This is a genomic window from Desertivirga brevis, from assembly GCF_017355835.1.
This window is the reverse complement of record NZ_JAFEWF010000001.1, coordinates 1,725,374-1,737,842: the sequence shown is the minus strand read 5'-3', so window position 1 is coordinate 1,737,842 and position 12,469 is coordinate 1,725,374. Positions and strand designations below refer to the sequence as shown.

Here is a 12,469-nt window from a genome sequence, read left to right as displayed (position 1 = left end):
TATTTCAATACAGAAATTTAAAATAACACACAACCATGATAAATCAATTAATTGCAAACGCATTCTTGCTGATCACACTATGTTTGTCTGCAAAAGCGCAAACCAGTAAATCCAATGACAGGATTAAGACGATTTATAATAATATCAATACGGTATTTCGTGAAGAAAAAACAGGACTGTACTTCGAAACCACCGACCCAAAGCATAATGAAAATCCCCATTCCTGGCTTTGGCCTCTATGTGCACTGATTCAGGCCAGTAATGAGCTTGAAGAATTAAATCCCAGGAAAGACTATATGTCGCCCGTTGTGCGTGCTATCGACGAGTACTACAATGATGAAAAGCCTGAACCCGGGTATCAGGACTATGTTCGAAAGGAACGTTTAAGCAGCCGTTTTTATGATGATAACCAATGGATAGCGATTGCTTATCTTGACGCATATAACAGAAATCATAAACAAAAATATCTAGATGTCGCCAAGATGATTTACAAGTTTATGATGACCGGTCATGATACTATTACCGGAGGTGGTTTATACTGGAAAGAGAAGGATTATACAACAAAAAATACCTGTTCAAACGGACCAGGAATATTGGTAGCCCTTCAGCTATATAAGTTGACAAAGGACAAGCAGTATTTAAATACCGCCCTAAGCTTGTACGATTGGACCAATAAGCACTTGCGGGCTCCGGAAGGCATCTATTACGATGCTATTAAGATCCCCTCAGGGAATATTGACAAAGCAGCGTATACCTACAATACGGGCACGATGCTGCAGTCTAATGCCTTGCTGTATCAGCTTACAGGGGATGTTAAATATTTGAAAGAAGCTCAAACCATAGCAGCAGCTGGTAAAGCAAGATTTTACAAGGGCAATAAGCTTCCGAATGAATACTGGTTTAACGCTGTGATGTTTAGAGGTTATATAGAATTGTATAAGATTGATAAAAATAGGGATTGGATCCAGTTTTATATAGATGATGCTGAAAGGGTTTGGAAAGAGGAGCGAGACGGGAGAAACCTGTTAGGTACAAAAGATCACAAGCGTTTGATCGATCAGGCAGGTATGTTAGAGACTTATGCCCGCATCGAGCAGCTAAGAAGCAAATAAAGAAGTAGGAAACCAGCCCTTGCAAAATGATGAAAAAATAATAAAATAGCTTTGCTAAAAGGTTTTACTTCTTATATTTGTATTATATCCTATAAGGATTGTCACACTCTTCAATTTGACAAAGGTGTATAGCAACAGGCATCACCAGTCATGTCAGATTTATATTGGTTACAGAGCACTCCCGGTGCTCTTTTTTGTTTCTAACGGACGAATAATGAATAAAAAATCAACTAAAACCTTTTGCTAAAACCTTTTAGTTTGTATATTTACTGCAAGAGAACTATTAATTATTTGTTGTAGTAAAATATGATAGATCAGGATACGCTCACAAATAAAGCACGAACTATCTTTAGAGAACTTCGATTGCATAATTTAGAATACAGTGGAAAGACCATTTGTTGCATGAATTTTCTCATCCCCTTGTATCTCAGCGAATTTATAAAGCAAGAAGAAAATCATCGTCATATACTCCTTGTTTCTTGGAGATATTCAACCTTCCTCGAGCCAATATTATCAGGAAATAACCCTACGGAACTAGGCAAAGGTAACCGGGAAAGTTCCATATGCAAAAGGGGAGGGGTAGCTGTGATGAAAGACAATTCTCTAAATATTTTAGAGAGAAGTATGGAGTTAGCCAATGAAAAGTTAGAATGCGCGCGCAACCCTCTTGTTTTTGCTGTAGTTCCGGCCTCTATAGTGTTGTTGAAAAGGATTCGCGGAATAGAAGGCCAGCTTCCGTCTAACTTAATTCTAATTGTTCATGATAACCTATCTGCTTCTGATTCTGTTCGTAATGGCTATGACAGATGGCATCTGACAATTGCTAAAGGAGATGATTCATGTTTTTTAGGTGATGTGATACAGAACATTAAAGATAGACTTTCCTCAAAACCACAATTGGTAATGGTTGACACACCATGGCAACAGATAATAATTTAAATTTCTTAACTCCTATTGCTAAAACGTTTTATTGGTGTATTTTTGCTGGAGAAAAGGGTATAATTGGCGACACTAACAGTTATTGATCCTAGGAGATGCGCAAAGTAGGGTAGACGAACCTTTGCAAAACTTATTTTATATAAAAACACATTTTACATATGAGTAATTCAATAGTGATGGGCGTAGACATTGGTGGCTCTCACATTACTGCGGCACTTGTAGATCTGGAAACCAGACGGGTGCTTAAAAATACCTGGACCAGAAACAATGTAAATTCGCACGATGAGGTCGATGAGATTATCGAGTCATGGACAGTAGCGATTAAAGATGCTTTTAACTCATTAAAGATCAATATTACAAAAGTTGGTATAGGCATGCCCGGGCCATTTGATTACGAAAATGGCGTTTGCTTTGTGAAGAATCAGGATAAATATGATTCACTCTATGGTTTGAATATAAAAAACCTACTAGCCAGCGCCCTCGGGACCAGTCCTGATAAAATTCGTTTTATGAATGACGCTGCTTGTTTTCTTCAAGGAGAAGCTTTTGGTGGGGCCGGCAAAGGGTTCTCCCGAATAATAGGTCTGACACTTGGTACAGGGTTGGGATCTTCAGTGTATGCTGACAATATTGCTACTGATGCTGATCGATGGAATGCGCCTTTCAAAGACAGTATTGCAGAAGACTACTTGTCAACTCGTTGGTTTATTAAGCAGTATAAGGAACTTAGTGGCAATCTCGTGACCGACGTAAAGGCACTGGTTACACTAGCCGAAAGCGATCCGGTAGCAGCAGAGGTTTTTAATCTTTTCGGTGAGAACCTAGGAGTGTTTTTGAATGAATTCATTGAGGCTGAAAGTCCGGAAGCTATCATTCTGGGGGGCAACATAGCGAATGCTTACCATCTGTTCAAAGACAGCTTGAAGAATTCTATAAAAGGTGAATTTAGTACAATACCTGTTTTTCAAGCTTTGCTGGGTGAAGAGGCCGCACTTTTGGGGGCTTCAAGTCTTTGGTATCAACCGGCGGAATTTGAGCTCTTGAATAAGAGCTAGTTGCTAAAACGTTTAATATAGAGAGCCCTCTTATATTTTGATTGGTTCAGGCAGATCGTTAATTAACGGTTTGCCTGTTTTTATATCAGCAACTTCAGCGTTTTCTGTTTCGAGATTCTTTTAATCTTTTCACTTTTTATATAGACAGGTATGTTATTAAAACCTGGTTACGAAGGTTAAATTTTTGTAACTAAATCGTTTAACATATCTTTGGAGCAAATATCCTCCTCTCGTGAAAAGAAAGCTATCCATCATTGATATTGCAAAGCAACTAAATATCTCTACTACCACTGTTTCTTTCATTTTAAATGGAAGGGCGAAGGAGAAGAGGATAAGTGACGAATTGGTGGAAAGAGTGCTGAAGTTTGTGGAGGAGGTAGGTTACAAGCCAAATGTTTTGGCAAGAAGTCTTCGTACCGGAAAATCAAATATAATAGGCCTTTTGGTGGAGAGCATCTCCAATCCTTTCTTTGCAAATATCGCCCGAATGATTGAGGGAAATGCTTACAGGAACGGCTATAAGATAATCTATAGCAGTACCGAGAATGATACCGAGAAGACAAAACAGATCCTAAGTATATTTAAGGAAAGGCACGTAGACGGATATATTATAGCTCCACCAGAAGGAATTGAAGCTGAAATAACAGCCTTAGTAAAATCAGGCTCACCAGTAGTTTTGTTCGACCGTTTTCTTGAGAATGTTCCCCTTGTCGACTTTGTAGGTGTTGATAGCGCTCAAAGCATATATAATGGGATTAAACATCTGGTTTTGGAGGGATACAAGAATATAGGTTTTGTAACGCTCGATTCTTTACAGTCTCAAATGCAGGACCGTCTGCATGGTTATGAACGGGCCGCTTCTGAATTCAAGCTAGCCGAACATGTTAAGGAGGTTTCTTATAATCAGTCGTCAGAGAATATAGTTAGGCAGATCGTCTCATTCCTGAAAAGGAAAAAGGATTTGGACGCTATTGTTTTTGCAACCAACTACTTAGGAATAAGTGGATTAAGGGCAATAAGGGAATTAGGGTTAGCAATTCCTGATGATATTGGTGTTCTGGTATTTGATGATAACGAGCTTTTTGAATTATATACGCCTTCGATCACTTCAATAGCTCAGCCAATAAATGAAATTTCTGACCAGGTGATTTCTTTGCTCTTGAAACGATTGGATCAGCCGGAATTAGATGTTCAGAATGAGCGTGTCATACTCGAAACGGACTTGATCGTGAGAAATTCTACCTCTCAACGTAAGTAGCAGATCCTTAAATAGTCCCATCAAAAGCAGCATCATATGCAAGTGGGGTCGCTTTTTTGAACCTAATCCACATTTTGTTAGTCCCGGATACAAAGTTTACGGCGAGCCTCTTTACATTATTAAGTAGGAAGTTTTAAAATATAATCTACCTATATTATATACTTTGTTATTTTTCTCTATTTTTGTAGTCTATTACTTTATATATGTCAGCAAATATTCAACAAAACACCGTAGAGATTAAGGGAAAGTCGGGCTACCTATGGTACGTTATTCCTTCAGTACTGGTTGTTGGTTTACTTTCGATCATTATCTTTAATTATCATTCCAGCTTTTCAATTGCGGGAATAAAGGAGGGATTAAATTCTGAATTCCTAATTTTCTTGTTAATTGGAGTTTTTGCTCAATTAGTTGACAGTACCCTTGGGATGGGTTATGGTGCAACGTCAACCTCATTACTGCTTTCATTCGGCGTTCCTCCTGCAATAAGTAGCATGGGGGTGCACGTTGCAGAGATGTTTACTACAGGAGTTTCTGCAATCTCCCATTATAAATTCAAGAATATTAATAAGAAACTTGTATTGAGCCTGCTTATACCAGGAGTTGCTGGATCTATCACCGGCGCATATTTACTGTCAGACGTAATAGACGGGAATGTAATCAAACCCTTCATAGCAGGATATATGATCATCCTAGCCACCGTAATTATCATAAAGGGCTTAAAGAGAAATATTCAGAAAAGAAAGACAAAAAAACTTGGAGTCCTTGCCTTATTTGGAGGTTTTATGGATTCGATAGGTGGTGGAGGTTGGGGACCTATTGTTACATCAACGTTGATGGGACAGGGCAGAGACCCACGTTACACTATCGGCTCAGTAAATACTGCTGAATTCGCCGTAGCCTTTGCAAGTGGAATTACCTTTATGCTTTTCGATGGGATAAGTGGATGGCAGGTAATTGCGGGATTAATTGTAGGTGGAATCATTGCAGCTCCTCTGGGTGCTTATCTGGTTAATAAAATACCTAGAAAACCTATTACAGTGCTGGTTGGTGTTTTATTGATCCTGCTTAGTTTGAAAACGCTTGTTAAGTACTTCTAAAGTAACATTTAGGAGAAGCCCTACGTTAATTCTTGCAAACTTGTTTTCGTTGAAAGCGAAGAGACGTTTTACCCCGGCGTCTCTTCTGTAGAAGAAGTTCCTTGTCCTGTTTTTTCAGAGGTTTTCGGGCTTGCGGTATTAGTAAATAATATAAACGCTGGTATTAGGTCCTGATCTTTTGTATTGATCTCCTTTATACTCATCACAACTGCGAGGTAATGGAACTTTGCCTGGCTTAAGTTTAAGCAATATACCTCTTCCTGCCTTTTTACTTTTTTATGAGGGATATCCAGTTGAAACCACTTATTGCTGACTCTCCTCGGGATTATCAGAAACCTAAGCGATACCAATATCTACGGATAACCCGGAAGTATAATTCTTTCCTTTTATCACGTTAACAAGATAAAATTCTGGAATTTTCAGGCAAGGCTCTCTTCCAAGTTCACTTTGATCACAGAATTTAATTTTAAATACGTTGCAAGGTTTTTTCAGGTACGGAGGAGATTCGTAAGATTCCTTTGCCAATAACCAATAGTAAGAAGCAGTGCCGAGTGCGTTTCGCATCTCCTTGCTTTAGGGTGGGAATAAGTCTGAAAAATAGAGTTCTTCATTGTTTCCCAAGGCTTGCACCTTTCCTGAATTCTCCTGATGCCGCTATACTACCGTTAGCTTTATTAACTATACCAGGCATTATACGCACTTAGAATTCGCCGCAGGATTCTTCTCGAAAGGTGTACTCTCCTGAGGGGCAGCGGTAAGCAAATAAGTTTATTGAAAAATAAAAGAATTTGTAATTATGAACAGGAAAATTGTACTGCAAAAATAAAGGCCGGCAATTTAGTTGCCGGCCTTTATTTTTGCTTTATTTTCTTCTATTATAAAGAATATCTCAACGTTAATCCAAATGTTCTTGGATCGCCTAACACTCCTGCATAGTGACCGGCATTTCCTCCGGCCGGAAGCAATTGCTCGAAGTAATTGCGATCGAATAGGTTACGTCCCCAAACATAAGCGGATAAACCACTGAAAGATTTGAATCCAAGTCGTGCATTAAATAAAGCGTATCCTGGAACGTTCAAATATTTAGAGGGTGAAGGGCTTGATGAAAAGCCAGAGCGTGATGAAAGATCAAGTGCGGTGAAGAACCTTGATTCCTTTTTCAATAGTTTAGCAGCGGTACTAAACTCGCCACCTAAAGATCCTGCCCACTCAGAAATTCCCGGAAGTTTTCCTCCTGATATATCTTTAAATGCAACTTGCTTGCCGTCAACGGTCAAACCTGTTTCTTCGAGAGGAAGAGGAGCATTGGTAAAGCGAACGTATTTTCCATCAGTGTAGGCTCCGGAACCATAGAAGGAGAAGTTTTGGTTCACTTTGATGTTTGCATCCAACTCAACTCCTCTAACCCTTACTTTTTCAGCATTAGCAAGGTACCCGCGATTTACACCAACTTCTGGTGATTGTACGTTAGTTTGATAATCACGGATATCTGAATTGTGAACGGTTAGATTCAAGGTAAAGTTATTAATTGGATTTGTTTTGACACCGAACTCGTAATGCTTAGTATCTTCCGGCCTGATAACCGCCAGGTCTAAAGCTGCAGCCCCGTTCACTGTTGGTAGCCCTGATACGTTTACACCTATTGGCTTGAAGCTGGTTGAGTAAGTGGCAAAGGCATTGATTCTTTTGTTGGGCCTGTACGCCAAAGTCAACTGATACGTGAAGTTGTTCTCGTCAGCATCAGTATCGTATGCCTGATTAGTATAAACAAGAGCTTTTAGAGCTAACAAGGCAGGGTCTGTAGTCTGCAGTCCTCCGTAGGTTGTCCTGCTGTAAGACACAACTTTCTTATCGTAATTGAAACGGATACCTGGTAATACGTGTAATCCTTTCGCTACTTCCCAGTCTACGTTCGCAAAAGCTGCAGCACTCTGCGATTTGATGGAGAATCTATTCTGGATGCCATATCCTTCAAATAATCCGGGTGTTTTCCAAAGATCACTGGTCGTGCTTTGGGAAAAACGCCAGGTTGCAGTTCCTGATTCCTCAATAGCTACAGGGTCTGTCTGAACTTCCTGATCGATATAGAACAATCCAACAACACCGCTCAATTTATCTGAAAGTTCTCCGCTATAGCGAACCTCCTGCGACCAGTTCTGATGTTTAGAATAGTTGTTGGACTTAGCAAGAGATTGTAAACCTGTGAAGTCACGGTCGTTTGAAGGATCCCACTTCCAGTATCTCCATGCAGTGGTAGAAGTCAGTGTACCAGGGCCAACTTTTATATCTGCATTTAAAGACACTCCGCCCAGATCATTACCCGAGTTCCACGGAGTATCGTGGTCTACTTTACGATCAAAAGGATTAGTGCTCGGAAGTGTATATCCGAGGTCGGAGATAATTGCGTTAAACTGGCGATAAGCTGGTCTTAGAGTGGGTGCAACACCTGCTACGATTTGGGCATAGCCATCAGGACGCTGACGTGAATTATCAGCAGCCAAGAGTAATGATACATTATCAGAAGGCTTAAATAGCAATTGTCCGCGGAAGCCTAAGTTGTTAATGTCGTTGATATTTTTCAAGGTGCGAATATTTTCAATTACACCATCACGCTGGGTACCTGAGAATGATAGGCGAGCTGCGAATTTATCACCAAGAGGACCACTTACTGAGGCTTTAGCCTGTATATATCCGAAGTTTCCAAAACTCGTTTCAAAGCTGGCTTCAGGACTGAAAGTAGGTTTACGTGTAGTGATGTTTATCGCACCAGAAGTAGTGTTTTTACCAAATAAGGTTCCCTGAGGTCCGCGCAGAACCTCTAACCTCTCTACATCTACAAAGTCGAAAGTTCCTGCTGCAGGACGTGCGTAGTATACGCCGTCTACATAAAAGCCAACACCCGGGTCGATTCCGTCATTTGTCAGACCAAAAGTAGAACCCAGACCACGGATATTAAGCGTAGTATTTCTTGGGTTTGAAGAGTAGAACTGAACAGAAGGAACGAGTTCTTTCACCCTGTTTGCATTGAAGGCTCCGGATTCTTCCAGCTGTCTTCCACCTACTACCGAAATGGGAATTGGTACGTCTTGTAATACTTCTGAACGCCTGCGGGACGTGACAACAACTTCTTCAAGTTGAGAAGCGTCAACAAGGGTGAACTCCAAGGGCTTATCCTCGAATTTAATCACCTGGAAATCCTGTGCTTTATAACTCACATAGCTAACCCTTAAGTAAAAAGGAGTCGGGATATTTACCGCAATTCTGAAATGTCCTAAAGAATCTGTTGTAGTAGAAAGCTTAGTGCCTCTTACAGCCACACTTGCACCTAAAAGAGGACCTCTGCTATCTTTTACAATTCCGCTTACAATATTTTGGGCTAGTAAGGGAGTAAAGCTAAATAACAAAGCAGATAGGGTTATTAATTTTAAAGCATACGTAAAACGTTTCATCATTTAGTGATTATTGTTTAATTGACCGATTGATACTCATCTATTGAGGCTTAACTGAAAGCTAACTGGAGGCACCTTCCTTTGCATGTTCTTAAACAGGAGTGAACGCCCATTCAGTTTGTCGCATTTTTTGTAACTCTATAGAATTAGTAGGCAAATATAGGATCAATTTATATTTATAGAAATTATTTTCTCGGAAGGTTAATTATAATGTTGATTATCAGAGCAATATTGTTCTTTCAAAGCTCTTGCGAGAACCCTTATGTCAGTTTAGCCGTACAAGAATTAATAACAACAATTATGTATTACAAAGCTTTTGCAGAGGAGAATAAAGTAAGCGGCCGTGCAATATTATCAGCTGTAAATATTCTGAAGGAACACAACATGAATATTGATGACCTTCTGAATAAACATGGACTTACAGACTTGGTTCCTGAGGGATGGTATCATGAGCAAGACTGGCTGGATGCCCTTAAGGCTGTTTCGATAACTTATGGTCCCAATACTATTTTTACGCTTGGTAAAGGAAGAGGAGCTACCGTACCTGATCCAAATGCAGATTTTAAGTCACTCCTAATCAACCTCGATGCTGCCTATAAAAGCAATCATATAAATGGGGAGGTAGGATATTTCGTATTGGAAAGCTTCGATGAAGAAATGAAGTTTGCCCGGTTAAAAATGCATACTCCTTATCCCCCCGAGTACGGCAAAGGAGTTTTGACAGGCATGGTAAGAACTTGCAAACCAGATCCTCGATCTTTCCCTAAGGTAAGCGTTGTTCTAATGGAGGGTGAAGAGGCTTTTTACTTAGAGGTAAGCTGGTAATACATGGTTTCTGGCTCATGGTAGGATCTGATTTTTACAGCTTTAATTAACTTGTAAGAGCAATTTGAGACAAAAAAGCTAAAACATGAGAAGTATTAGATGAGCGTTTTTGTGATTTTTGATTAGGTGTGTGCCGATTAAGTTTTGATACGCCGATTAAAAATCATCTATTTAAATGGGCAAATTTTTCAGGTTGTTAAGCACTTTAATTTTGCCCTTACTCTGGCAATGTGAAGTGGTAGCGCAAAATAATAACATAGCGGATTATGCCTTTTCCAGAGCTCCCCTTCTTAAATCTACTTATGCAGAACTTCCATTAGGGAGCATCAGAGCAAAAGGGTGGTTGCTTAAGCAATTAGAGCTGCAGGCAAATGGAGCAACAGGGTATGCCGAAGAGCTATACCCTGAACCTGATAATTTAGGTTTGGACTCTGATTGGCTTGGAGGCTCAGGAAAAGGATGGGAGAGGCCTGCCTACTATGTTAAAGGCTTGGTCGCCCTCGCCTATACCCTGAATAGTGAGACGTTAAAAGAAAAAGCCAGGAAGTGGATAGAATATACCTTAAATAGTCAGCAGCAAAATGGCCTTTTCGGACCAAAGCAGATGAATGATTGGTGGCCGCGAATGCCCATGCTATACGCGCTGAAAAGCTTTTACGAGGCCACAGGCGATCAGGAAGTAATTCTTTTTCTTAGCAGCTATTTCAAATACCAGGTTCAAAACCTTCCGGCCAGCCCCTTACGTGATTGGAGTAAATCAAGGGCTGGTGATAATATTGAGGTTGTACTTTGGCTTTATAACAAGACCGGCGAGAAACATTTGCTTGAGCTGGCATCTCTGCTTGAGAAGCAGGCCTACCCCTGGAAGCAGATTTTTAGCCGGAATATGTTCTATCATTTTGGAGACGATTTCCAGACAAAGCACGGCGTCAACGTAGGTCAGGCGCTGCGCTTTCCTGCTATAGCTTATCAGCACACCCAGGATCAATTTTATAAACAGGCTTTCTTTAAGGGAATAGATCATCTGATTTCGGATCATGCACAACCAACAGGGATAGCATCGGGAACAGAATTCCTTGCAGGCAAGAGTTCTATTCAGGGAGCAGAGACCTGCACTGTAGTAGAATGGATGCAGAGTTTGGAAACGGCTGCTCGCATAATTGAAGACCCGAGCATAGGCGACCGACTTGAAAAAATAGCTTTTAATGCATTGCCAGCACAATTTAGCAGAGATCTGAAAGAACACCTTTATTATACGCAGCCTAATCAGGTTCGTTGCGTACGTGGCCACAACGGTTTTGATGAAGATTACCCCGAGAGTTTATTATTAAGCCCGTATTCGGGAATGGGATGCTGTCGGTTCAATATGCACATGGGATGGCCCTATTTCGTTAAAAATAGCTGGGCTGCGACACCTGACGGAGGACTAGCCATATTAACCTACGCACCTGTAGAAGTGCGGGCGTTAGTTGCTAATAATATTCCTGTGAAAGTTTCTGAAGAAACAGATTATCCCTTCGGAGACCAGATAAGATTGAAACTATCCTTGAAAGAATCAGCAACTTTCCCTTTACGCTTACGGATCCCTGGATGGTGCAAAAACGCAACTATAAAGATCAATGGAAAAACACAATCAGGTTTATCATCAGGAAAGATAGTGACTTTAAAAAGGCAATGGAAGGATGGGGACGAGGTTCTGCTTAACTTTCCTATGGAAGTAAAGCTGACCGGGCAGGTGAATAATGCTGTTAGTGTGGAACGCGGACCACTGATTTATGCCTTGAAAGTTGACGCCAGAAAGGTAATAACGAAGGTTCATTCTGTTGCAGGTTTTGCCGATTATGAACTGTATCCTAACAAGGACTGGAATTATGGACTTGTATTAAGCAAAGGTAGCCTGGACGAGCAGGTCAAGGTGGAAATAAGTAGATTGACCGATGATCCTTTCGATCCGGCTAATACTCCGATAGTCCTAAAAATAAAGGGAAAGAAAATTCCCGGATGGACAATTTCATATAACAATATATCCGCCTTTGAGGTTCCTTATAGTCCCGTAACATCTTCAGAGCCAGAAGAAGAGCTGAGTCTGATCCCATATGGAGCTCAAAATCTTCGAATTTCTATCTTACCTCTCGTCGGGTCAGAGAGAGCAACAAAAGGTACTTTTACTGCGAACTTTGAAGATGGGAAAATGGATGGCTGGATCTTCTATGGAGGAGGGTGGTTTGTGAAGGATGGGGCAATCCGGAATGCTTCCAACCATGGGTCGTGGGGGGCTGGTATTCATGGTTCAAAGGTGCTGGCAAGCCACACGCAGTTCAGCGATTTTTCCTTTCAAACTGATATCGTAACAGGTGAAAAAGGAGATGCGGGAGTCATATTCCGGGTTTCGAAACCATTTATTGGAGCAGATTTTTATGAAGGATACTATGTAGGTGTCAATCCTGTTCTTAATCGGGTTGAGATTGGCAAAGCAGTTGATCAAAAGTACAAAATGCTTGCCTCCTCAGCTTTTAAAGTGAATCCTGAGCAGAAGTATCGTTTAACCGTAAAGGCGAAAGGTCCCTCAATTCGTGTTTATCTGGGCAGTTCAACAGAGCCTCTTGTTTCAGTAAGTGATGCTGAGTACCGGCAGGGTATGGTCGGTCTTCGTTCGTACGATGGAATGCCTTGGTTTGACAATATTATAGTGAAAGGATTGACGGAATGAGTGAGAGAAGGAATGAATGGGAGA

At 40.7% G+C, this 12,469-nt stretch carries 8 protein-coding genes; 7 read left to right on the top strand and 1 reads right to left on the bottom strand.

Annotated features, from left to right (window positions below; translation table 11 throughout):
- Positions 1 to 35 precede the first annotated feature (35 nt).
- The 5 genes from J4N25_RS07580 (at position 36) to J4N25_RS07560 (ending at position 5,461) form a co-directional block, all read left to right on the top strand.
- On the top strand, positions 36 to 1,112 hold the full coding sequence (locus tag J4N25_RS07580) for a glycoside hydrolase family 76 protein (RefSeq protein ID WP_207421532.1): 1,077 nt from the start codon (positions 36 to 38) through the stop codon (positions 1,110 to 1,112).
- A gap of 306 nt (positions 1,113 to 1,418) precedes the next feature.
- On the top strand, positions 1,419 to 2,051 hold the full coding sequence (locus tag J4N25_RS07575) for a hypothetical protein (protein ID WP_207421531.1): 633 nt from the start codon (positions 1,419 to 1,421) through the stop codon (positions 2,049 to 2,051).
- A 158-nt stretch (positions 2,052 to 2,209) separates the two neighbouring features.
- On the top strand, positions 2,210 to 3,106 hold the full coding sequence (locus J4N25_RS07570; RefSeq protein WP_207421530.1) for an ROK family protein: 897 nt from the start codon (positions 2,210 to 2,212) through the stop codon (positions 3,104 to 3,106).
- A gap of 232 nt (positions 3,107 to 3,338) precedes the next feature.
- The gene (locus tag J4N25_RS07565; protein ID WP_207421529.1) at positions 3,339 to 4,364 is read left to right on the top strand and encodes a LacI family DNA-binding transcriptional regulator; all 1,026 of its coding nucleotides are present in this window, start codon (positions 3,339 to 3,341) and stop codon (positions 4,362 to 4,364) included.
- A 203-nt stretch (positions 4,365 to 4,567) separates the two neighbouring features.
- On the top strand, positions 4,568 to 5,461 hold the full coding sequence (locus J4N25_RS07560) for a sulfite exporter TauE/SafE family protein (protein ID WP_207421528.1): 894 nt from the start codon (positions 4,568 to 4,570) through the stop codon (positions 5,459 to 5,461).
- 875 nt (positions 5,462 to 6,336) lie between these two features.
- Here J4N25_RS07560 and J4N25_RS07555 read toward each other — a convergent pair.
- Positions 6,337 to 8,913 (bottom strand): TonB-dependent receptor, encoded by a 2,577-nt coding sequence (locus J4N25_RS07555; RefSeq protein WP_207421527.1) that lies wholly within the window; start codon positions 8,911 to 8,913, stop codon positions 6,337 to 6,339.
- Positions 8,914 to 9,210: 297 nt separating this feature from the next.
- Between J4N25_RS07555 and J4N25_RS07550 the strand changes: the two genes are divergently transcribed.
- On the top strand, positions 9,211 to 9,735 hold the full coding sequence (locus tag J4N25_RS07550) for a hypothetical protein (RefSeq protein WP_207421526.1): 525 nt from the start codon (positions 9,211 to 9,213) through the stop codon (positions 9,733 to 9,735).
- A gap of 175 nt (positions 9,736 to 9,910) precedes the next feature.
- Entirely contained in the window at positions 9,911 to 12,445 is a 2,535-nt protein-coding gene (locus J4N25_RS07545; RefSeq protein ID WP_207421525.1) for a beta-L-arabinofuranosidase domain-containing protein, read from the top strand.
- Positions 12,446 to 12,469: the final 24 nt, after the last annotated feature.

Bases quoted from the DNA above. Each gene is read 5' to 3' on its own strand.
- J4N25_RS07580 (WP_207421532.1), top strand. From the start codon at position 36: ATGATAAATCAATTAATTGCAAACGCATTCTTGCTGATCACACTATGT.
- J4N25_RS07575 (WP_207421531.1), top strand. From the start codon at position 1,419: ATGATAGATCAGGATACGCTCACAAATAAAGCACGAACTATCTTTAGA.
- J4N25_RS07570 (WP_207421530.1), top strand. From the start codon at position 2,210: ATGAGTAATTCAATAGTGATGGGCGTAGACATTGGTGGCTCTCACATT.
- J4N25_RS07560 (WP_207421528.1), top strand. From the start codon at position 4,568: ATGTCAGCAAATATTCAACAAAACACCGTAGAGATTAAGGGAAAGTCG.
- J4N25_RS07555 (WP_207421527.1), bottom strand. From the start codon at position 8,913: ATGATGAAACGTTTTACGTATGCTTTAAAATTAATAACCCTATCTGCT.
- J4N25_RS07550 (WP_207421526.1), top strand. From the start codon at position 9,211: ATGTATTACAAAGCTTTTGCAGAGGAGAATAAAGTAAGCGGCCGTGCA.
- J4N25_RS07545 (WP_207421525.1), top strand. From the start codon at position 9,911: ATGGGCAAATTTTTCAGGTTGTTAAGCACTTTAATTTTGCCCTTACTC.